Source organism: Streptomyces zaomyceticus (genome assembly GCF_014656215.1).
Lineage (GTDB): Bacteria > Actinomycetota > Actinomycetes > Streptomycetales > Streptomycetaceae > Streptomyces > Streptomyces zaomyceticus.
The window spans coordinates 226,650-247,265 of sequence record NZ_BNBZ01000005.1; the positions used below are offsets into that span (position 1 = coordinate 226,650).

General features: G+C 70.2%; 20 protein-coding genes. 9 read left to right on the top strand and 11 right to left on the bottom strand.

The window, feature by feature from the left end:
- Nucleotides 1-17 precede the first annotated feature (17 nt).
- Both IE311_RS09850 and IE311_RS09855 read left to right on the top strand, forming a co-directional pair.
- On the top strand, nucleotides 18-1,682 hold the full coding sequence (locus tag IE311_RS09850; RefSeq protein WP_189831202.1) for a glycoside hydrolase family 64 protein: 1,665 nt from the start codon (nucleotides 18-20) through the stop codon (nucleotides 1,680-1,682).
- Nucleotides 1,683-2,130: 448 nt separating this feature from the next.
- Nucleotides 2,131-3,777: a protein kinase domain-containing protein gene (locus IE311_RS09855; RefSeq protein ID WP_189831203.1), complete on the top strand. Its 1,647-nt coding sequence runs from the start codon at nucleotides 2,131-2,133 to the stop codon at nucleotides 3,775-3,777.
- Between the two features lie 53 nt (nucleotides 3,778-3,830).
- On the opposite strand, the gene IE311_RS09860 is transcribed toward IE311_RS09855, so the two are convergent.
- The 6 genes from IE311_RS09860 to IE311_RS09885 all read right to left on the bottom strand — a co-directional run bounded on the left by IE311_RS09860 (nucleotide 3,831) and on the right by IE311_RS09885 (nucleotide 9,176).
- Nucleotides 3,831-5,096, bottom strand: coding sequence for a DUF6357 family protein (locus IE311_RS09860; protein ID WP_189831204.1), 1,266 nt, complete (start codon nucleotides 5,094-5,096; stop codon nucleotides 3,831-3,833).
- A 72-nt stretch (nucleotides 5,097-5,168) separates the two neighbouring features.
- Entirely contained in the window at nucleotides 5,169-5,822 is a 654-nt protein-coding gene (locus IE311_RS09865) for a hypothetical protein (RefSeq protein ID WP_189831205.1), read from the bottom strand.
- 134 nt (nucleotides 5,823-5,956) lie between these two features.
- A complete protein-coding gene (locus IE311_RS09870) occupies nucleotides 5,957-6,829 on the bottom strand; it encodes a hypothetical protein (RefSeq protein ID WP_189831206.1) in 873 nt (290 codons plus the stop codon).
- Nucleotides 6,830-7,068: 239 nt separating this feature from the next.
- Entirely contained in the window at nucleotides 7,069-8,055 is a 987-nt protein-coding gene (locus IE311_RS09875; RefSeq protein WP_189831207.1) for an MBL fold metallo-hydrolase, read from the bottom strand.
- Nucleotides 8,052-8,510 carry a PaaI family thioesterase gene (locus tag IE311_RS09880; protein ID WP_189831208.1) on the bottom strand — a complete coding sequence of 153 codons (459 nt, stop codon included), beginning with the start codon at nucleotides 8,508-8,510 and terminating at the stop codon, nucleotides 8,052-8,054. Before IE311_RS09880 ends, IE311_RS09875 begins: the two co-directional genes overlap by 4 nt.
- A gap of 48 nt (nucleotides 8,511-8,558) precedes the next feature.
- The gene (locus IE311_RS09885) at nucleotides 8,559-9,176 is read right to left on the bottom strand and encodes a LysE family translocator (protein ID WP_189831209.1); all 618 of its coding nucleotides are present in this window, start codon (nucleotides 9,174-9,176) and stop codon (nucleotides 8,559-8,561) included.
- 111 nt (nucleotides 9,177-9,287) lie between these two features.
- Here IE311_RS09885 and IE311_RS09890 point away from each other — a divergent pair, with 111 nt between their 5' ends.
- The 3 genes from IE311_RS09890 to IE311_RS09900 all read left to right on the top strand — a co-directional run bounded on the left by IE311_RS09890 (nucleotide 9,288) and on the right by IE311_RS09900 (nucleotide 12,593).
- Nucleotides 9,288-9,740 (top strand): Lrp/AsnC family transcriptional regulator, encoded by a 453-nt coding sequence (locus IE311_RS09890; protein ID WP_189831210.1) that lies wholly within the window; start codon nucleotides 9,288-9,290, stop codon nucleotides 9,738-9,740.
- 207 nt (nucleotides 9,741-9,947) lie between these two features.
- On the top strand, nucleotides 9,948-11,069 hold the full coding sequence (locus tag IE311_RS09895) for a glutamate--cysteine ligase (RefSeq protein ID WP_189831211.1): 1,122 nt from the start codon (nucleotides 9,948-9,950) through the stop codon (nucleotides 11,067-11,069).
- Between the two features lie 414 nt (nucleotides 11,070-11,483).
- Complete coding sequence (locus tag IE311_RS09900) at nucleotides 11,484-12,593, top strand: nucleotidyltransferase family protein (protein ID WP_189831212.1); 1,110 nt, start codon at nucleotides 11,484-11,486, stop codon at nucleotides 12,591-12,593.
- Between the two features lie 38 nt (nucleotides 12,594-12,631).
- Here the strand turns inward: IE311_RS09900 and IE311_RS09905 are convergent, their stop codons facing one another.
- From IE311_RS09905 to IE311_RS09925, 5 genes are read right to left on the bottom strand one after another with little or no spacing between them, the layout of a single operon-like run.
- Complete coding sequence (locus IE311_RS09905) at nucleotides 12,632-12,835, bottom strand: (2Fe-2S)-binding protein (protein WP_189831213.1); 204 nt, start codon at nucleotides 12,833-12,835, stop codon at nucleotides 12,632-12,634.
- On the bottom strand, nucleotides 12,832-14,160 hold the full coding sequence (locus tag IE311_RS09910) for an aminotransferase class III-fold pyridoxal phosphate-dependent enzyme (RefSeq protein WP_189831214.1): 1,329 nt from the start codon (nucleotides 14,158-14,160) through the stop codon (nucleotides 12,832-12,834). The genes IE311_RS09905 and IE311_RS09910 overlap by 4 nt, the downstream gene beginning before the upstream one ends.
- On the bottom strand, nucleotides 14,157-15,122 hold the full coding sequence (locus IE311_RS09915) for a nucleoside-diphosphate kinase (RefSeq protein ID WP_189831215.1): 966 nt from the start codon (nucleotides 15,120-15,122) through the stop codon (nucleotides 14,157-14,159). The genes IE311_RS09910 and IE311_RS09915 overlap by 4 nt, the downstream gene beginning before the upstream one ends.
- Nucleotides 15,028-15,960 (bottom strand): formyltransferase family protein, encoded by a 933-nt coding sequence (locus IE311_RS09920; protein WP_189831216.1) that lies wholly within the window; start codon nucleotides 15,958-15,960, stop codon nucleotides 15,028-15,030. The genes IE311_RS09915 and IE311_RS09920 overlap by 95 nt, the downstream gene beginning before the upstream one ends.
- A complete protein-coding gene (locus tag IE311_RS09925; RefSeq protein WP_189831217.1) occupies nucleotides 15,957-17,168 on the bottom strand; it encodes a hypothetical protein in 1,212 nt (403 codons plus the stop codon). The genes IE311_RS09920 and IE311_RS09925 overlap by 4 nt, the downstream gene beginning before the upstream one ends.
- 240 nt (nucleotides 17,169-17,408) lie before the next feature.
- On the opposite strand from IE311_RS09925, the gene IE311_RS09930 reads away from it, so the two are divergent.
- From IE311_RS09930 to IE311_RS09945, 4 genes are all read left to right on the top strand, one after another.
- Nucleotides 17,409-18,089, top strand: a complete 681-nt coding sequence (locus IE311_RS09930; protein WP_189831218.1) for an HAD family hydrolase — start codon at nucleotides 17,409-17,411, stop codon at nucleotides 18,087-18,089.
- Nucleotides 18,086-18,976: an HAD hydrolase family protein gene (locus IE311_RS09935; RefSeq protein WP_189831219.1), complete on the top strand. Its 891-nt coding sequence runs from the start codon at nucleotides 18,086-18,088 to the stop codon at nucleotides 18,974-18,976. Before IE311_RS09930 ends, IE311_RS09935 begins: the two co-directional genes overlap by 4 nt.
- A gap of 172 nt (nucleotides 18,977-19,148) precedes the next feature.
- Complete coding sequence (locus IE311_RS09940; RefSeq protein WP_189831220.1) at nucleotides 19,149-19,853, top strand: dTMP kinase; 705 nt, start codon at nucleotides 19,149-19,151, stop codon at nucleotides 19,851-19,853.
- 60 nt (nucleotides 19,854-19,913) lie between these two features.
- Nucleotides 19,914-20,615: a hypothetical protein gene (locus IE311_RS09945; RefSeq protein ID WP_189831221.1), complete on the top strand. Its 702-nt coding sequence runs from the start codon at nucleotides 19,914-19,916 to the stop codon at nucleotides 20,613-20,615.
- The last annotated feature ends 1 nt before the right edge of the window (nucleotide 20,616 follow it).

A 20,616-nucleotide genomic window follows, 5' to 3' on the forward strand; every position in this document is an offset into this window, starting at 1 on the left:
CTCGCCACCAGCGAACGATGTCCCGCAGAAAACTCCTCACCGCGACCGCGGGCCTGGCCCTGGCGGTGCCCGCCGCGGCGACCTGGCTCGAGGTCGACGCCGACGCTTCGACCGCCCCGACGCTCCCTCTGGATCTGGTCAACACCACCGGCGGAAATACGGTGTACGCCTATGTGCTCGGCCGCGACCCGGCAGCCGGTGGCAACTGGGCCTTCATCCAGGCGGACGGCTCCAGCCTGCACCACCCGCCGTCCCCGGCCGCTGACCAGACCCCGCTCGGCGTCGACTGCGCGATCGCGCTCAACGCGTCCGGCGCCGGGGCGCGGAGGGTGACCCTGCCGCGGCTGTACAGCGGACGCATCTACTTCTCCGTCGGAGCGAAGCTCACCTTCCTGATGAACCGCGGCGGCGGCCTGGCCCTGCCCTCGGTGAGCAACCCGACCGACCCCAACGTGAACGTCCACCACGACTTCTGCGAATTCACCTTCAACAGCGACCAGTTGTACGCCAACATCACGTTCGTCGACATGGTCTCGCTGCCGATCGCCTTCCAGCTGGAGACCGGACAGGGTCCCCAGACGGTGCGTGGACTGCCCGCCGACGGGCTGTCCCGGGTCGCCGCAGCACTCCGGGCCCAGTCCGCCGCCGACGGCAGCGACTGGAGCAGGCTGATCGTCACCAAGGGCGGCGCCGACCTGCGCGTAGTCAGCCCCAACCTGGCCATCCGGGGCGACAACGCCCTGTTCCGCGGTTACTTCGACAGCTACGTCGACGAGGTGTGGAACAAGTACCGCTCCACCGACCTGCGCATCGACACCCAGTTCACCTGGGGCACCGTCACCGGCCGCGTGAACGGCGACACGCTCACCTTCCCGGGAGTGGGCAGCTTCGCCAAGCCGTCCACCCTCTCCATCTTCTCCTGCAGCGACGCCCCCTTCACCACGGGCAACGACCTCATGGGCAACCTCAGCGCACGACTCGCCGCCGCCTTCAACCGCACCACCCTGCTGGACAACCCCCACCAGCCGACCGCCGAGAACCCGGCCTCCTTCTACACCCGGCCGCGGACCAACCACTACGCCCGCATCCTGCACGACACCACCCCCGACCACCTCGGGTACGCCTTCCCCTACGACGACGTCCACCCGGCCGGAGTGGACTTCGAGGGCAAGGTCCAGTCCGGCAGCCCCGGCCGCTGGACCATCACCGTGGGGGGAACCACCGGCGGCGGGGGCGGTACGCCGACGCCGACCGCCACCGCCACGAGCGGCGGGGTCAGCGCCTTCGCCACCATCCAGGCCGAGGCGTTCAGCTCCCAGACGGGAACCCAGGTGGAGGTCTGCTCCGACACCGGCGGCGGTTCCGACGTCGGCTGGCTGTCCAACGGCGACTGGCTCAAGTACTCCTCCGTCGCCTTCGGCACCCGCGGCGCCACCCGCTTCACCGCCCGCGTCGCATCCGGCGCCGCCACGGGTGTCAGCGGCCTGGTCCAGGTCCGCCTCGGCAGCCCCACCGCCACCCCGATCGGCAGCTTCGCCGTCGCCGGCACCGGGGGCTGGCAGACCTGGCGCACCGTGCCCGCCGACATCAGCCCCACCACAGGCACCCACGACGTCTACCTGACCTTCACCAGCGGTCAGCCCGCCGACTTCGTCAACCTCAACTGGTTCACCTTCGCCTAGGACGGCAACGGTGTTGCAGTGACGCTTGTTTGCTTTCGGGCAGGAGGTCACCGACGGCAGTGCGGATCGCGCCGCGGCCGACACGGTGGTCGCGGGCGAGGGCGGTGACGGAACGCCTTCCAGGTACGCGGTGCGCACGTCGCCGACCTCCGCGGCCGCCACGGCGAGGTGGCGTCCGCCGTTGCCGCCCTTGGCCGCGGCGTCGCGTTGTCCGTCGTGGCCGTGGGCGGCATCACCGCCAGGTGCACGAGGCTCCCCGCCGCTCGGCAGGGCTCCGCCTCGACCCTCCATCCATCGGTCTCGACCCGCTCGAGATCCGGCGCGAGGCCTGGCATGTCGCTTTCGGCCGTGGGGTCCGGCCTTCCGTGGTAAGAGTGGCTCAGGCCGTCGGGAACGATGTGGCATCTACGTCAGCGACCTCGGGGCCACAGGGCAGGGGAGCGCGGGGGTGGCATTGTTCGAGGACCTGAAGCCGGAGGATCCGCGGCGGGTCGGGCGATACCGTCTCGTCGCACGGCTTGGCGCGGGTGGCATGGGCCGCGTGTATCTGGCGCGTTCGCCGGGTGGCCGCCCGGTCGCGGTGAAGGTGGTTCGCCCGGAGCTGGCCGAAGACAGCGAGTTCCGGCGCCGCTTCGCCCGTGAGGTGACCGCCGCCCGCAGGGTGAACGGGGCTTTCACCGCCGGTGTGGTGGACGCCGATCCGGAGGGCTTCCCGGCCTGGCTGGCCACCGTCTACGTCCCCGGCGTCTCCCTGGGGGAGGCGATCACCGAGCACGGCCCCTGGCCCGCCCGCCCCGTCCTCGCCCTGGGCGCCGGGCTGGCTGAGGCGCTGGAGGCGATTCATGCCGTCGGCGTCGTCCACCGCGACCTCAAACCCTCCAACATCCTCCTGGCCGCCGACGGCCCGAGAGTGATCGACTTCGGCATCTCGATCGCGAGCGGGGCCGGCGCGCTGACCCGCACCGGTACGACCATCGGCACTCCCGGCTTCATGTCCCCCGAACAGCTCACCGGCCGGCCGGTCGGACCCGCCGGCGACGTCTTCGCCCTCGGTGCGGTGCTTGCCTACATCGGCACCGGCACCGGACCGTTCGGCACCGGCACCCCTGACGTTTTGCACTACCGAGCCGTCCACGAACCCCCCGACATCACCTCCCTGTCGTCGGAGCTGCGCGAGGTGGTGGCCGCCTGCCTGGCCAAGGATCCCGACCGGCGCCCCTCCGTCGCCCAACTCCTCGACCGGCTCGCCTCCGCGGCCGGATCCGGCAGTGGCGCGGACACGGCCACAGTCGAGCTGCTGGCCGAACCCGGCTGGATGCCCGACCGGATCGCCCAGCTGGTCCAGGCACAGACCGCCGGCGACCTGCCCGACACCCCGTCGGGCGAACCGTCCGGCCCCACAACGCCCACCGACACGCCACCCGCCCCCGGGCCGCACCGGACACCGTCCCGGACCGCGGAACAGCACCAGCCCGTCACCCTTGCCCTGCGGCAGCCCGAACCCACCGGGCCCGCCCCGGCGACAGGGCCGCCGGTCGTCATGCCACCGCCGGGAGACGCTCCCGAACCGGGGCGCCGCCCTGATGCCCGGCGCCGTACCGTGCTCGGCCTGGCAGGCACCGCCCTCACCGCGGGAGCCGGCCTCACCGGGTGGAAGATGCTCACCGACGACACCGCGGACTCCGGCGCCGGGCCTTCGAAGTCGCCCAGCGAGTCCCCCTCACCGAACTCCACCGGTTCCTCGGAAGCCGGCAGCGCCGGCAGCGGAGATTCCAGCGGTTCGAGTGGCGACAAGGACGCGGGCTCGGGCGCTGAGCTCGCGAAGACCACCGACATCCCGGAGGGCGGAGGCAAGGTCTTCAAGAGCGAGGGCGTGGTGGTCACCCAGCCCGAGGAGGGCACGTTCAAGGCGTTCACGGCCGTGTGCACCCACCAGGGCTGTGCCGTGACGAGCATCGTCAACGGCGTCATCATGTGCCCCTGCCACGGCAGCAAGTTCTCGATCGCCGACGGCAGCGTGCAGAGCGGACCGGCGACGCAGGCGCTGCCCGAGAAGCGGATCTCGGTGGACGGCGACGCGATCACACTGGCCTGACGGAGCCGGGACCGCCGAAGGATGCGACAGCTTCAGCGTTTCTGATCGAGCAGCTACCGGGCGTCACGCCGTCGTCGTCGCGCGCGCTCGAACTCGGCGACGTCGGACATCCAGGGACCGTGCTGTGCGAGTGCGGCGTAGCCACCGCGGACGAAGGCACTCACCAGGTTCCGGTACCCGGCGATCCCGTCGACCAGGCTGTACTCGACCCGGTACTCCGGATCCGACCTGCCATCGCCCTCGCGCAGCGTCATGATCCGGGCGATGGAGTCCGTGTAGAAGTGGAGCTGGATCCCTTCGCCCCTCTTCTCGTCCTCGATGGTGAACACTTCGTTGTCCCCGGCGGAGCGATCGCCGACGAACTCCCAGAACTCCGCGGCGGCGGTGCGGGGACCGTCCTGCAGCCACTTCTTCTCGACGCCCTTGTCGTCGGTGAACGTCAGGGCTGTCTTCCTCGCACTCCTGTCGAAGTCGGCGCCGTGGCCGGCGGCCTCCTCGTCGTCCTCCATGGGTGTGCTCCTGGAGCGGGCCGCGGCCTCCGAGCACATGAGGAAGCTCACGGTACGCACCGCGTCATCGACGAGCTCCGGGTGTGCACGGCGCACGGCCGCTCCGACCGCCGTCTCCATCCGAGCCCAGTCGTGCTTGTCCGTGGCGCGGTTTCCCCGTCGCGGATCGCGGCCGATCCGCATTCCGGCGCACGCCCGCTCCGCGGTGCCGATCACCCGCGTGACCGCGGGCAGCAGTGAGGGGTCGACGGCATCGGGGATCCGCTTCGGCACCGTCGCTCCGTGCAGATACTGGCCCGTGTATCTCAGAATCGCGGCGTCGAGTGGACCGAGTACCGCTCCGCGCTCGGCGCGACGGCGGTCCGCGTGGTGCTCCTGAGCCCGCTTCTCGTTCGGCGTCTCCGTCGCCGTGCGCATCGCCGCGTACACCTGACCGCGTTCGAGCAGACCGCTGTCGGCGCCGTGGGCGATGAGCCGGCTCCTGTCCCACGGGATGCGCCGGAAGATCGTGTCGACGTCTGCGGGCGCGGCGAGGAGGATCGGATCCAGGAGCGCGACGGCACCGTTCTCGTCGAGCCGGCCACGGGTTCCGGCGGCGTCGCACAGCGGAAGGACCGCACTCCACAGCAGCAGGTGTCTGGCCAGGTCCTCCTGGATCACCCCGAGATGGGCTTCGCTGATCGAGAACGTGAACGTGCGAGGCTCGTGGTTGGCGTCCGCCCCGGCACCGAGCAACAGCTTCAGCTCGCCGTCCTCGCTGACGACGCTGGGGATCCAGCCGCTGTTGCGTGTGAAAACGATGTCTCTCATGGAATCAGTCTTTCCCGGGGCGGCACCGGCCGGCATCACGGCGATGCTGCAGCCCCGCCTCGCACCGTCCGTTCACGACCACCGTGCACATTCGACGTCGAGGCGTGGGTCGGTGCGCACCCAGACTTCGCCCCCGGCGGCCCCGGCCGGGGCCTCGACCCGTTCGATACCGAGGAACTCGATCAACTTGAGCAGTGCGGCTCGTTCGGCTCGGTCGTCGTCGACGCCGTGCGAGTCGAAGAAGACGTAGTACTGGTCGCTCGGGTCCACGTAGCCGGAATCGGCCCAGATCCGGGCGACCTCTTCGATCGCGGCCGCTTCCGTCGTGATCGCGGCGGCGCGGGCGGCACCACGAGTCTCCGGCGACGCGTCGAGATCGGCGAGGTCGGAGAACCACTGGCCGAAGCGGTCCAGGCCGGCGTATCCGTTCTCGAAGAACAGCATCGCGCTCGGAAGGTAGCGATTGCCCCTGTCGACCTGGAGGTATTCGGAGCGAGGCTGGTCCGTATCCCTGATCCGGGAGATCACACCCTGCTCCGGCATGAGGACCAGACTCTGCCCCGACGGTTCATCAGTGATGACGTAGGTGTCGGACTCCCGACCACGGAAGAACGCGGAGAACGCCACGTAGGCCTCCTGAGGGTCGCCCACGGAGACCTGCTGGTCGTTGCCGTCCCCGACAGCGAAGACGAACTGCTTCGGTCCGGGGTTGTAGGGGCGAGCCATATGCGTCCTTCGTTCACGGGTGATGGCTCCACCAGCGTAGACGAGCCGAACCGGAGCGGACGGGCCGTCCCCATGCCACTCGCTCCCTGCACACCGAGGCCCTGGCCGGCGCCCGACAGGTCGGCGACCTCGCCTCAAGGCCTCATGCCTGCCCCTCCTGGCGCCCACACGACCCGGGCGCGGTTGCGGGCCCGGAGCGCCAGGCGCTCCGCGGCCTCGGCGAGTACCGCGGATCTGGTCTCCTCTCCGGTGCCGAACGCCGCCGGGGAGAAACGGTCGCTGACTTTCGCGTGTCGTTCCCAGTCGTCCTGCCAGAACTCCACCGTCCAGCCCGGCCACGACTCCGCTACCTGGTAGGCCTGCGGCGAGGAGTAGAGGGACCACCAGCCCAGCCGGCGGTGTTCCGGGTCGAGGTGGATGCCGGCGTTGACGTGCAGGTGGCAGCGTCCGTGCTCCGGGGCGTCTGCCAGGCGGTCGAGCAGGGCGGCGCCCTCGTGGACAGGGTGGTCGAAGGCGTCGGAGGCGACGTGGCAGCGGCCGGTGCCGACCGTGATCACCACACCGCCCGGGTCGGGCCCGGTCAAGTCCTCGTCGTCGGGGGCGAGGAACGGGGTCGAAGCAGGGGCCGCATCGCGACAGCGGACGTACTCCGGGTCCAGCCCCACGTACGCACGCAGTTCGGCCGGGCCGTCGTACAGCCGGCGGACCTCCCAGCCCGGCCACGCGGCTCGGATCAGCTCGAACACGGCCGCGCGGTGGCGGAGCTCAGTGCTGGGCCCTTCCCAGGCGAAGAACAGCAGCACCTTCCGGCCGAGGTCGAGCAGGATTCCGCCCTGGGCCATGGTGTCGTCCAACCACCAGCCGTCCTGCCGGAGTTCGGGAAGCATGGCGAGAACCGGCGTCGGCCCTTCCAGCAGGTCGAGGTCGATGCCGACCGCCCAGCCGGTCCGGTACAGCTCATGCGCGCCGTTCTCGCGCACCACGACGACGTTGGCTCTGTCTCCCATCGGGTCAGGATGACCGGCCGGGTAGGCCGTCGGCCACCCGATTCCGCGGCTCCCGGCCTCCGGCCTCCGGCCTCCGGTGTCCGGAGAACCTGTTTCCCTTCGGGCGAAGAGTTGGGCGCGCGCCGAGGAGACAGAGCTGCTCCACGATCAGCGGTCCGCTCTCCGCGGCACCGTGAATCGCGCCGGGACGACGCGCTCGACACGGTGATTTCCTGCGGGGCAACTCGGGTCAACTCGGGTCAGCGCGGCTCGATGGCCGGCCAGGCTCGGGGGTGGGGCACGCGCAGCGTCTCGGGCGTCACGGGGGTGTGTTCGGCGGCGGCGTGGACGCGGCCGTCGCGCAGGACGACGGCGCCGCTGCCGAGCATGTTCGCGACCAGGTCGGCGGCGAGGATCTCGGGTTTCACGTTCAGGAGACGCGCGGCGTCGGCCAGCCAGTCACGGGCGTGGAGGTACGGCTCGACCTCGGCCGCCGGGATGCCGTCGCGGATCATCAGGGCGAAGGAGAGAATCCGGCGGGCGCCGTACCAGACCGCTCCGGCCGGGTCGTCGACGAGCCGCTGCGCCCGGCGCAGAGCGGCGGCGAACGCGGCTGCGGGGTCGGTGGGGATCGGACCGTGGGAGGGGAGGATCAGGCGGGGGCCGAGGTCGGCCATCCGTGTGAGGGAGGCGAGCGCGGTACCGGCCGCGCCGGGGCCGTCGAGGGCGAGGTTGACCCAGCCGACGTCGTAGTCCGACAGCGCGTCGCCGACCACGAGCAGCCGCTCCTCCGGCTGCCACAACGCCAGATGGCCCGGAGTGTGGCCGGGGGTGCGGACGACCTCCCAGTCGGCATCGCCCAGCCTGAGGACCTGGTGGTCGTCGAGCGGGACCTCCACGGTGTACGGGGCGACGGGCTGGTCCAGGTACTCGGCGGCGCAGCAGCCAGGGTCCCGGCGGGTGATCGCGTCGGCCTCCGGGGTTCCGGCGGCGACGGCGGCGCCCTGGGCCTGGAGGAGGGCGTTGCCGCCGACGTGGTCCGAGTGCCAGTGGGTGTTGACGACCAGGTCGATGCTCCCGGCGTGCGCGCGTGCCCAGGCGGCGGTCTCGTCGGCGTGTCCGACGAAGCCCGTGTCGACCAGGGCCGGGTGCCGTCCGGGCAGCAGGAGGGTGTTGGCGTCGGGGAAGGGACGCTGCCACCACGTCAGCCACGAAGGCAGGTCCGGAGCCGACCGCTGGGGGCTCATGCGGCGGGCCTGTTCACCCGGATCAGGGTCTGCTGCCCGTTGGCGACGAGCTTCCGGGCGCCGTCGGCCTGGACGCCGTAGACCTCCAGTTGGCAGACGGTCAGGGTGCGTCCGGGCTTGAGGACGGTGCCGATCGCTTCGAGGTGGTCGCCGGAGGCGGGCGCGAGGAGGTTGATCTTGTACTCGACGGTGAGGACCTCGGAGTCCTCGTCGAACAGCGTGAGCGCGGCATAGCCGCCGGCGCTGTCGGCGATGGCGCTGGTGGCACCGGCGTGGACGTAGCCGTGCTGCTGGGTCACCTCGGGGCGAGCCGGGAGCACGATGTGGACCCGGCCGGGGCCGATGTGGGCGAGTCTCGCGCCGAGGTGGGACATCAGGCCCTGGAGGTCGAAGCTGTCCTGGATGCGCTTCCGCACCGCGGGGCCCGCCTGTTCCTGCCGCGTCCCGTCTTCCACGGGCGTGCTCTCCTTCGGGTGCGTGTCGGGTGGAGCAGGACGGGTGCCTCAGCCGGCCAGACGTTCCGCCAGCAGGAAGACGCCGATGGCGATCATCATGGCACCGCTGACGCGGGTGACGGCCAGAGCGGCCGAGGGCCGGGTGCTCAGAACCGTGCGGGCCAGAACACCGACGGCGAGGTAGACGACGGCGCACGCGGTCAGATGCATCGTGCTGAGCAGACTGGTCTGCGCGGCGACCGGCCAGCCCGTCGCGGGGTCGATGAACTGCGGGAACAGCGAGAAGTACAGCAGTAGCGCCTTGGGGTTCAGGCTGCTGATCCCCGCACCCTTGAGCAGTACCTGCAGGCTGGAGCTGTCCGCCTGCTCCCCTGCGGCCGTCGGCACGGCCGGGCGCCGCAGGACGCCCCAGCCCAGCCACAGCAGGTATCCGGCCCCCACCACGGTCAGGGCGGTGAGAGCGGCCGGGGAGCGCGCCACGATCACGGCCAGGCCCGCGACGGCCACCAGCGCATAGGCCGCGTGCCCGGCGATCAGCCCGGTGACGGCCGGGACGACCGAGCGTCCCCGTACCCCGGCGGAGATCGCGTAGGCCCAGTCCGCACCCGGGGTGACCACCAGCAGCAGATCCACAGCCAGGAAGGCCGCCAGCGTCGTCGTATCCATCGATCGTTCCCTCTCACATGTCGTGCTCCGGTGGGAAGGCTAGGTCGGAAATGCCCGAAAGTGTTTGCGTCCTTACCCCGTGATCGCACGATGTGAGGGAGAATCTTCTCCATGGACGCCCTGGACCGGAAGATTCTTACCGAGCTGCAGCTCGACGGCCGCCTGACGGTCACCGAGCTGGCCGCTCGCGTGCAGCTCAGCGTCTCGCCCTGCCACCGCCGGCTGCGCGATCTCGAACGCGAGGGCGCCATCCGCGGCTACCGTGCCGTCGTCGACCCCGGCGCCGTCGGCCTGCACTTCGAGGCCCTTGTCTTCGCCACCCTGCGCTGGGAGAGCCCCGACACCGTCACCGCCTTCGAAGAGGCCGTGGCCGCCGTCCCGCACGTGCTGCAGGCGCAGCGCCTGTTCGGCGAGCCCGACTATCTCCTGCGGGTCGCCACCGCCGACCTCGCCGCCTTCCAGCTGCTCTACGACCAGCAGCTCGCCCGGCTGCCCGGCGTCCAACGCCTGACGTCGACCCTTGTCATGAAGAACGTCGTCCAGGACAGACCGCTGCCCGAATAGCCCGCGCTCCCGATCTTCGAGGTCCCGCCCGCCGGTCGCGTTCGGCTCGGTCACGGCCGGTCCGCAGGTCGGGGAAGCGTCCAGGGGCTTCCTCAGGTTTGCCGGTCGGTATGCTGGTCAGAACCTCATATGTGCGGGTATCTCCGGCCTCGCGCCCAAGGACATGGGGCGAACGGCGGCGGCCGAACGAGAAGCGGCGGTGGCTGAATGAGAAGCGTCGGCGTGGAAGAAGAGCTGCTTCTCGTGCACGCCCGCACGGGGGAGCCCCTCGCTCTGGCCAGTGCCGTCCTCGCGGCCGCGGACCGGTCCGCCGAACAGAGGCCGCACGGGGACGGCGCGCCAGGACACGCCTTCGAGAAGGAACTGCAGAAGGAGCAGGTGGAGTTCGCCACCAAACCGGTCACGGAGATGGGCGAACTCGGGGACGAGGTCACGCGATGGCGCGCCGAGGCCGGTCGGCACGCCGCCTCCGCGGGCGCCCTGGTGGCCGCCCTCGCCACGTCGCCGCTCCCCGCCCAGCCCTCGCTGAACCCGGGCAGGCGATACGCGTGGCTGGGCGAACAGTTCGGCCTGACCGCACAGGAACAACTCACCTGCGGCTGCCATGTCCACGTCTCGGTCGAGTCGGACGAGGAAGGTGTCGCCGTACTCGACAGGATCCGGCCCTGGCTCGCCGTTCTGACCGCGATGAGCGCGAACTCGCCCTTCTGGCAGGGGCAGGACAGTAAGTACGCGAGCTATCGAAGCCGGGTGTGGAACAGGCTGCCCTCCGCCGGCCCGTTGCACGTCTTCGGCTCCGCCGATCGCTACCACGAGCAGGTCCGCGCCATGCTCGACACCGGAGTCCTGCGCGACGAGGGGATGATCTACTTCGACGCCCGGCTGTCGGCCACCTACCCCACGGTGGAGGTCAGGGTGGCGGACGTATGCCTCGAAGCGTCGACGCCCGTACTCCTCGCCGCCTTGGTGCGCGCCCTCGTCGAAACGGCCGCCAGGGCCTGGCGCGCAGGGGATCCTCCCTCCCGCGTCAACACGGGTCTCCTTCGACTGGCCGCATGGCAGGCCGGCCGGTCGGGCCTGGACGGCCCTCTCCTCCACCCCGAAACCATGGCTGCGGCACCGGCGGCGGAGGTCGTCCGGGCCCTGTACGCCCATGTCCGAGAGGCTCTGGTCGAGAGCGGCGACGACGAACGGGTCCGTGAGGGCGTCGACGGTCTGCTGGAACGGGGCAACGGAGCCCGCATCCAGCGCGAACTGCTGCGTGCCCACGGCAGTCTCACCTCGGTGGTCACCCGATGCGCGCGCATCACGATCGACTCCCGAGCCTGAGGCGCGCCGGCCGGGAGGTGTGAAAGGGGGGTGGATACCGCTTTCGCCCGGGCAGGCCTGATCAGCGTGTCGATGATGTCCACACCGGCGGGCATTGTAATTTGTCAGCAGTCCGCCCGCCGAAACCGGCACACATGAGAGCGGATACAGACGGAAAAGGAGAGAATTCAGTGGGCGAAGAGTCGAAGTCCAGGTCACCCATCTCCGCCAGAGTTTCGCTCAGCGACCCCGCCGCCGTTTCCACGCTCGTGTCGTCGCTTCAGGGCGTCGACGGGTTGACGGATTCCGCCGTAATCTCGGTCCGTGGCTCGAAGGAAATGGTCGTCGGTCTCCTGTCGGAACTCGGCGACCGGGCCGGTGACATCTCCGCCGACATCTCTCTGATGGGGAATCGCCCTGCCCAGCGATAAGAAGGTGTCGAACGCGGAAGCGGCGTTTCGGCTCCTGCAATGGTGCGCCGATCGCGCGACGCCCGCGGACTTCGACCTGGCCGGCGCCGGCGCGGATGAGGGGGTCCGATCGTTCCTGAAGTCGAGGAACATCGACTCCCTGGCAGCTCTGGCCTCGGGCGGGGCGGAGGTCCGGCAGGCGGCGTACGACATCGTCTGGCAGCACCAGCTCGCCGCTCTGCTGCAGGTGCTGGAGGCGTTCGAGGGCGCCGGAGTGCGCACGCTCACCTTCAAGGGAGGAGAGCTGCTTCCGCGGCATTTCCCCGGTCGCTCCATCGGTCTCGTCGGGGATGCCGACGTACTCGTGCCGCGCGACGAGATCGAGACGGCCAAGTCGATCCTGTACTCCCTCGGGTTTCGCCATGCGTACTTCGATGCGGACCAGGGCGCCATGCGGAACCGTGACCTGCGGAATGTGGCGGACATCGAGCTTCGGCATTACGAGCTCGCTCCGTTCGTCAAGACCGTCGAAGTCACCGATCCGGTGGTCGTGCAGGTGGCGAAGACGTCCGAGGCCGATCCGCTCCGATTCGTTGAGGATCGAGCTCTCGTCGTCATCGCGATCGACGTTCACCACAATGTGGCGTCGGACGCCGACCCGTCGATGCTCTTCGAGCGCGCGGTGCCGAGTTCGCTCGGGGTGGGGGAGACGCTCTCCTCCGCCGATCACGTCTGGCTCAATCTCAGCAGGTACTACAACGAAGTGGCCATTCACGGTGGGCTCTCGTTGCGACCCTTCGCTTACACGATTCCCGAGGTGGCCGCGGGAACCGTGGACTGGGGCGTCGTCGAGCAGGCCGCACGCGATCTCGAACTCGGCCCGACACTGTCGTACTTCCTGCGGTTCTGCGACCGGATCGCCCCGGACCGGATTCCCGCATCCACCCTCCGGGCGGTCGAGGCATCGACGAACACCCGGATCCGGGACTGGGGTTGGCAGCTCGGCAAACTGTTCGACTTCCACGAGCGTTTCCCGGACTACGCGTTCGAACCGTCGGCGTTCGCGTCGATGGTCGACATCGGTCCTCCGGGACCGAAGCGCGACGATCGCGAGTCGATCGGCAACCGGCGGTGACCAGCGGCGCGGCAGACCCGAAGGGATGCCGCGCCGTTCTACGTCGCCGGTTCGGCAGCGGATTCCTGGTCGAGGATCTCCTCGAGATCCGTCAGACAGTCGCCGCAGCCGGCGTTGGCCCCGGTGGCCCGGCGGAGGGACGCGATGTCGCGGATCCCCGAGGCCTTCGCCGCCAGGACGACGCTCTCCAGGACCCGTCCGCACAGGCAGATCAGTGGGTCTTCCACGGGGCCCGAGCTCATGAGCGAGCCTCCTGACTCTCCCGGAGGAGGCCCAGGGCGCGGTCGAGGACCGTTGTCATGACATCCAGGTCCCGCTCCTCGACGACCAGGGGCGGATGGATGTTGATCACGTCGGGGGCCATCCCCGTCGACGCGACGACGAGGCCGACGTCCGGGTCGGCCGTCAGGCACAGCGAACGCAACTCGGGTGCGTGGTCGCCGGTCAGCACGAGACGAGCGGCGGCCCCGAAGGCCTGGTGGCCGCTCACCAGGTCGGGGTGGGCGGTCCGGAGCTGCTTCAGGCGGCTCGTCAGCCGGCCCGCGAGCAGCTCCATGTCCGTCGTCGGATCGGCCCAGGCGTCCCACCGGTCCAGGACGGCCCGCGTGACACCCAGCGCGTGCGGGATGCCGATGTAGGTCGAGGAATGGCTGCCTGGACGGTAGGTCCCCGGAGCCGCCAGTGGATCGCGTGCCCAGACGGCGCTGAGTGCCGCGGCGCCGTTGGTCAGGGCCTTGCTGGCCACGACCACGTCGGGGGTGACCCCGGATCGCTGAAAACCCCAGCGCGGGCCGGTCCTGTGCATACCGGTGAAGATCTCGTCGGCGATGACCACCGCGCCGTTCCTCCGGGCGTGGTCGACGGCTGCGCGCAGCAGGGTGGGATCGGGTTCGCACATGCCGCCCACGTTCTGCACGGATTCGAAGACGAAGGCGCTCACCTTCCTCGCGAAACCGGCGCCGCCGACCCCGGAGAGCTCGGACCCCCAGTTGGTGGCTGCCGCGACGCATCCCTTCCCGCAGGCGGTGTCCGGCGCGGGGGCGTGCGGGCACCGTCCGCAGTCGGGGCTGGGCAGCCGTACGACCTCGAGGCCCCACGCTGCCAGCAGTTCGCGGTAGCGGGGGCTGCAACTGAGCATGCCGGTCACCCCGGACCTGCCGTGGAAGGCGCCTTCGAACACCACCACGGTGCCGGGGCCGACGGCGCTGAAGGCGATCCGCAGGGCCGTCTCCATGCCCTGGGCGCCGCCGAGGTCCAGCTCGACGCGGCCCGGGGTGCCCGTGGCTTCGCCGAAGAGCCGCTCCAGTCGCTGGAGCACGTCCAGGCGCAGGTCGGATTCGCAGAACGACGGCAGCGCGGGCAGGTTCTCGCAGTAGGCGAGGGCGTCGTGCAGGATCCGCTTGTCGTAGCCCCAGGCGACCGTGCCGTTGGCTGCCTCGGCATCGAGGTAACGGCGCCCGTCGGCGGATTCCAGGTAGCTTCCTTCGGCGCTGACGAAACGCGGCACCCGGTCGGCACGGTAGATGAGGTTGCCGGCTCCCGCGAACGGGGGAATGGCTGTGGTCATGCGTAGGTCACTTCCTGCGTCGCTACGTGCGCCGTCCCGGTGCGCCAGGCGTCGGCCGTTCCGGTGGCGAGGATCGGGAGGACCCCTTCCTCGTTGCAGTCGATCCAGCTGGTGAGGACCGTCAGGACGTCCCAGCGGGCACTGCCGTCGGGAAGAGGTGTACGGCGCAGCAGGCCGAGCCAGTCCTCGACGTGACCGGGCTCCGGCCAGTCGCGGGCGCACGCTCCCCACGGTCCCGGCCGCTGGGCGAGTCGGCGGATGCAGGCCGCGAGGTCCAGGTCATGGGCGGGGGTCTCGGCCTCCAGTTCGGCGAGCAGTGACATCACCTTCTCCCGGGGGTCGGCCGTGCTCGCCGCCGTGCCGAAGAGGGGATCCGCGCACCAGTCCCATCCCGACTGGTACGAGAAGAGCTGCAACTCGCGCACCACGTCGGCGGGTTCATCGGCGGTGTGCATGAAGTTGAACAGGCCGTTGATCCGGCCGATCCTGGTGCGCAGGTCACCGCTGTGTGCGGCGGATGGCTCTGCCGAGCCCTTGGCCGCGGTCAGGCGGACGCTGGCGGGCAGCCAGGTCGGCCGGTTGCGGTCCTCGAGCAGGATGAGCAGACTGCGGCCCGAGGACAGCAACGGGTCCACGACGGCGATGCGTTGTGCGGACGCGGCGTTGAACTGGTAGCGCCACAGTTCGCGGACGAGCAGCGGGTCGAAGCGCACGGTGGTCGCCGCGACCGGATGCCAGCCCTTCGACCGCAGGATTCCGAGGATGAGTTCGCAACGGCGTCCGGCGACGGCGTCGGGCTTCAGGACGACGAAGGTGTACCGGTTGAGCACGTCGGGGTCATGCATCCGGGCCAGCGAGCCGAGCCCCTCACGCATGTAGGGGTCGAGGCGGTAGGCGTCGGCCTTCCGGGGATCGCGTGTCAGGGGATCCAGGACCTGACTTCCGATCGCGGTGTACAGCACGGCTTCCCATCCCCTCCGGGGGTGTTGCTTCTGCGGTGAGTTGTCTGCCGCCCAGTGGCGTGGGGACGCCGTCGACCAGGACGGTGCGGCTTCCGTCGGGGTGGGTGGTTCCGGCGAGCGCGAGTGATCCGGCGGCGAAGGCCCGTACCGTCCACTCCAGACACGGGCGGTCGCTGAGGCTCTTCTGCTCCCGTTCCTGTGCCCGGGAATCCACGGCGCGCCGGACGGGGACGGGAGGTCCCTGGCACAGCACCGCCCCGCCGTCGTGGCTCTCGTCGACGAGGAAGCAGGAGGTTCGGGTGGTGGTGTGCCCGAGCTCCATCGCCGTCGTCACCGGGTCGTTGCCGACCAGTACCCGGCGGTGCGCGTCGTCGAGCACGGTCAGATCACCGGGGTGCTGATTGATCATCCGACCGTGGTAGCGGCTGAGCAGCTCGCCCTCGATCCAGCGGTGGTACGCCAGGACGACGAGGTCCAGAGGGTCGTTGTCCCTCTCCCAGGCGGCGATCCGGGCGTTCAGTCCGTCGTGCCACTGCCGGGCCCGGCGCCGGTACTCGGCGCGTTCGGTGACACCGGTCGCGCGCGAGGCCGTTCCGCAGCGGGCGTCGAAGTCGCCGGGCCAGCTCTCGATACCGTGGTCGCCGGCGACGTCGAGCGCCTGGGACCTGGTGCCGTGCGAGGCGACGAGGGTGACCCGGTAGCGGTCGGGTTCCGTGTGCTGCATGTCGATGAGCGTGCGGAGATTGGCGCCGGTGGCCGAGACGAGGACGCCGATCCGCAGAGGCCCGTCGGAGCCGGTCCGGCGCAGGGGGAGCACATCGTGACCGGTGTCGTTCATGCGACCGGTGCCTGTTGCCCCGCGGTGTCCTCGGCGTCGAGGAACGCCCATGCCTCGTGGTGTGCCGCGATCATGGCGTCGGGGAGCTGGTCGGCCCGGAGAGCGGTGAGGCCGAAGGCGCGGTGGGCCGTGCCGGAGGCCAGGTCCCGGAGCGGTCCGCCCTCGATGCCGCAACCCGTCGCGTTGCGCATCTGCCGGGCCAGGGGCTGGGAGCCGGCGGCGACGATGCCGCCCGGCTGGTACCAGAGGCCGTTCTCCTCGCCCCGGGTCAGCTCCTGGCCGCCGAGCCGCGCGGAGTCGCAGCGGTCGGTCATCATCATCGAGTTCTCCGGGCCCATCAGGCTGACGGCGCGGCCGGCGATGGCCAGGTCGACGTGCTCACCGTCGAAGTTGACGCAGGCGGCGATCCGGCCCGCGGCCGCCTCGCGCATGATGGCCGCCGGTACCGGACCGGCGATCTCGTCCATGGCGTCCAGCGTCCAGCCCGGCAGGTCGTACGAGGCGAGCGTGGCCTCACGTGTCGAGCGGGCCCGTGTGGTGCGAAAGGCGTGGCGGATGAGGAGCGGCATGTCGTTGAACAGGTGGTCGGTCACCACCCGGGTCCCCAGGCCCTGCCACTCGGAGTCCCAGGCGATGTCGACGATGTCCTCGACCGACCGGGCGCTGAGGAGGGGGTCGGCGCGGTTGAAGTGTCCCAGCGCGGGACGGACACCGTGACCGAGCAGCATCGGCACGATCCACTCGAAGCCGGGGTGGCGGTCGAAGGTCTGGCCGTGGAAGTGGGAGGCCGGAGAGAAGGCGTCGGGGGAGACGACCATGTAGCAGAGGCCGTGCTCCCCGAGGCGGGCCAGCCGCTCCCACTCGGAACGGGTCGGCGCCCACACGGTGTCGGCGGGGGTGCCACCGTGGCTGGAGAGCAGCGGCCCCTCCAGGGCGACACCCACGACGTGCGGCACGCGTCCGGCGCGGCGCATCGCGTCGTAGCGGTGCATGAATTTCTCGAACTCGCCCAGCCGGTCGTGGTGCAGGTACAGGGTCGGGATGCTCAGCACTCCCTCCCGCGCGCAGACCCGCTCCAGGAGTTCGAGGTCGAGCAGGGAGAACTCGGAGAAGTCGACGCCCGCGAAGCCATGGCAGTGGACCTCCACGGGGAGCAGGGGGGTGCGAATCTGCTCGCGCGAGCCGGACGGGCTCTCCATCTCATTCATCTCTCTCCACATTTCTGCCAGGATGCGAGAAATTACGATTACCGGAATTCAACGAATTGAAGGCGGATATCGACGATACCATCGGGGTCGCCCGGGGGAAGGGGCTCCAAGTCGATCCGATTAAGTGATGAGCGGAGATGTGGATGTTATTCGCGAGAGGGGTCGAGTAATTCTTGACACGGATTTCCGCGATACTTATGTTGGGCCGGGCGAATCCAGTCGACTGAGCCGGAGGGCCGGGTGGAGCACGAGCTGGTCATCTTCGACAACAGCGGTGTGCTGGTGGACAGCGAGGCGCTCGGCAACCTCCTCCTCGCCAGGATGCTGACCGACGAGGTGGTGCCGACGGCGTTCGCCGACGCCGTCGAGCACTACATGGGGAAGTCGTTCGCGGATGTGGTCGAAACCGTCCACCGGCGCACGGGCGCGGTCCTCCCCGCCGGCTTCGCCGACCGGTTCCACGCCCGGCTCTACCGGACGTTCGAGCGCGAACTCACGGCGGTGGAGGGGGCGCACGACGTGCTGGACGGACTCGATGTGCGGGGCATCCCCTACTGCGTCGCCTCCAACGACACCGCGGACCGGGTGGCCCTCTCGCTCGAACTGACCGGCCTGGCACCGCGGTTGGCCGGCCGGATCTTCGGTGTGGACCAGGTGGCCCGCCCGAAACCCGCGCCGGACCTCTTCCTCCTCGCGGCACGACGCTCCGGTGTCGCACCCGGGGCATGCCTGGTCGTGGAGGACAGCGCACGGGGAGTGGCCGCCGCCCGGGCCGCGGGTATGACAGTGTTCGGGCTGGCTGCCCTCACGCCCCGCGCGCGTCTGGGGGACGCCCACCGGATCCTCGGTTCCCTGGCGGAGTTGAGCGAACTGATTCCCACCCTCTTCCCGCAGAGGTTCCCGACGGAGGCCTGCCGATGAACCACGACCGCCGCGACGGCCTGCACGTCTTCGATCTCGACGGAACGCTCCTGCGTTCCGACGCCACACTCAGCCGCTACGCCCGGGAGGGGCTCAACAAGCTGGTGGACGAGGGCACACCGCTCTCCGTGGCCAGTGCGCGAAGCGCCGTCGCCATCCGCACCCTGCTGGCCGGAGTGCGGCTGACGCTGCCCGTCATCGAGCTCAACGGCGCGTTCCTCACCGACCTCGCCTCGGGCCGTCACCTGGCCCATCGGACGCTGGACCCGGCGGTGGCGGTCATCGCGCTGGACGCGTTCGGGCGACTCGCCGCCGAACCGGTGCTGACCACGTGGGACGGCACCAACGACCGCGTCCTGTACGGTCCCTGCGGCAACCCCGCCCTCGCCTGGTACGTGGACGAGAAACGAGCGTACGGCGACCCCCGGCTGAGCCCCTACGCCGATCCGTACGCCGAGGTCGCCGGCACACGCACCGCCGCCGTGATCGGGTTCGTCCCCGACGAGGAGGCGAAGGCCGCGGTGGTCGTCCTCGAAGCCGCCCTCGGCGACACGGCTCATGTGCTGGCGGCCGCCAATGCCTATGTGCCGGGCTGGAGCGAGATCCAGGTCGCCCATCCGAAGGCCGAGAAGGGAGTCGCCGTACGCGAGCTCGCGCAGACCGCCGGACTCGGGGACGCGCGGCTGACGGTGTACGGCGACCACCTCAACGACCTGCCCATGTTCGCGGTGGCAGACCGTGCCGTCGCCCCCGCCAACGCCCATCCGGACGTCCGTGCCCGGGCCGCCGCCGTCACGGCCGCCAATGACGAGGACGGAGTCGTCCGCTACCTCCTCGACGGGGACACTCCGTCGGGGGCGGGCGCGCCCCGAATTCCGGGAGACTGACCCAGAGAGGTGAATTCTTCCGGCCCTCGCGTCCGAGCCGACAACCGTGCGTCCGGACTGTATGGAATCGTCGCCGTGGGCCGTGACAGATGAATGGCCGTGTGCACCGATTCATTGCCGCCGCGGCATCGCCGGCGGAATGGAATGCAACGCAGGCAGAACAGGATGCCCCATGTTCATCGTGATCGAAGGCATTGACGGCAGCGGAAAGACGACCGCGGCGCGGCTTGTCGCGCAGCGTCTCAACGGTGCGGAATTCCCTTTCCGTGGAAAGTCGGAGATCGCGGCCGACGACGAGGAGACCCTCGCGCGAGCCGGCAGGCTGCGCGACCTCATCTGGGCCTCACCCGAGTCGGCGGGCGACACGTTCGGCGCGACCCACTGGATCCTGCTGATCGCCTCCTGGTACGCGGGCCTTGCCCGACTGCGCCGGGACCTGACGTCGGGGCACGGCGAAGTGACCGTCATGGACGGCTGGTACTACCGCAACATCGCCAAGACACTGATCCGTGAGCCGCTCGATCCGCTGTGGGTCGAATCCTTGTTCGCGCCCGTCCCGGAACCGGACCTCACCGTTCTGCTGGACACGCCGCCCGAGATCGCCTGGCAGCGGCGTGAGGGGTTCAAGGACACCGAACTCGGCCGCTGGGACGGATTCCACGGACCGCCCGCCGAGTCGTTCCACGCCTATCAGTCCGTCGTGCGCGAGCACCTTCGACGCATGGCGCGGGAGCGCGGCTGGCTCGTCCTGTCGCCCGACCCGACCCGATCCCCCGAGGAGATCGCGGACGCCGTCGTGAGCGAGTTCCGGGCGCGGTCGGCCCGGCTGCCCGCCGCCTCGGACGGCCCCGGCCTCCAACCGGTCACGACGGGTTAGACGCGGGGCGCGGCGCCGGGCGCCGCACCCTCTTCACCTCACGGACAAGGAGGCACCACGGTGCTCGACCACCTGGACCGGCTCACCGTCGACTGGAGCGACTTCGAGGACGCCGGAGAGATCACCCGCGATCTCGTGCACAAGCTCGCCGACGACAAGGAATCCCTGCGCAAACTGGTCTACGACGTCGAGCACAGGCCGGAACTGCTCGCCATGTGCGAGCGTCACCAGCTGCTGGACTACATCGTCCTGTACGACGCGCTCGACAGGGGCTTCCGTCTGCGGCTGCACCTCTCCACGGAGGACCACCACGACCGTCCGCACGACCACAGGTTCTCGTTCTCCAGCCGAATCGTCGCGGGCGGATACACGCACACGTGGTACCACCTGGACGGCGAGCTCTACGAGGGTCCCGACCCGGAAGCCCGCCAGTACCTCAGCAGGCACCACCCCGACCCGCGCGGCGCGTCCCACCTGGACCGGCTGACCCCGCACCTCACGCGCTGGGAAGGGCCGGGCAACTGCTACACCCTCCACCACAGCGCGATCCACACGACGTTCACGACACCCGACACCGTTTCGCTGTTCCTGCGGGGGCCGGTGGAGAAGGACCGTTCCGTGATCATGGACCCGGCCGAGGGCACCCTCTGGTGGCGCTTCGGACGACAGGACGAGCCGGAGCAGCGGCGTCGGCAGAAGTCCATGGGCACCGAGGCGTACCGCCGGATCCGTGAGCGTCTGGAGGAGCTGGACGTCATCTGAC

Coding starts and splice junctions, on each gene's coding strand:
- IE311_RS09850 (WP_189831202.1), top strand. CDS start 18: ATGTCCCGCAGAAAACTCCTCACCGCGACCGCGGGCCTGGCCCTGGCG.
- IE311_RS09860 (WP_189831204.1), bottom strand. CDS start 5,096: ATGAGAGACATCGTTTTCACACGCAACAGCGGCTGGATCCCCAGCGTC.
- IE311_RS09865 (WP_189831205.1), bottom strand. CDS start 5,822: ATGGCTCGCCCCTACAACCCCGGACCGAAGCAGTTCGTCTTCGCTGTC.
- IE311_RS09870 (WP_189831206.1), bottom strand. CDS start 6,829: ATGGGAGACAGAGCCAACGTCGTCGTGGTGCGCGAGAACGGCGCGCAT.
- IE311_RS09875 (WP_189831207.1), bottom strand. CDS start 8,055: ATGAGCCCCCAGCGGTCGGCTCCGGACCTGCCTTCGTGGCTGACGTGG.
- IE311_RS09885 (WP_189831209.1), bottom strand. CDS start 9,176: ATGGATACGACGACGCTGGCGGCCTTCCTGGCTGTGGATCTGCTGCTG.
- IE311_RS09890 (WP_189831210.1), top strand. CDS start 9,288: ATGGACGCCCTGGACCGGAAGATTCTTACCGAGCTGCAGCTCGACGGC.
- IE311_RS09895 (WP_189831211.1), top strand. CDS start 9,948: ATGAGAAGCGTCGGCGTGGAAGAAGAGCTGCTTCTCGTGCACGCCCGC.
- IE311_RS09905 (WP_189831213.1), bottom strand. CDS start 12,835: ATGAGCTCGGGCCCCGTGGAAGACCCACTGATCTGCCTGTGCGGACGG.
- IE311_RS09910 (WP_189831214.1), bottom strand. CDS start 14,160: ATGACCACAGCCATTCCCCCGTTCGCGGGAGCCGGCAACCTCATCTAC.
- IE311_RS09920 (WP_189831216.1), bottom strand. CDS start 15,960: ATGAACGACACCGGTCACGATGTGCTCCCCCTGCGCCGGACCGGCTCC.
- IE311_RS09925 (WP_189831217.1), bottom strand. CDS start 17,168: ATGAATGAGATGGAGAGCCCGTCCGGCTCGCGCGAGCAGATTCGCACC.
- IE311_RS09935 (WP_189831219.1), top strand. CDS start 18,086: ATGAACCACGACCGCCGCGACGGCCTGCACGTCTTCGATCTCGACGGA.
- IE311_RS09940 (WP_189831220.1), top strand. CDS start 19,149: ATGTTCATCGTGATCGAAGGCATTGACGGCAGCGGAAAGACGACCGCG.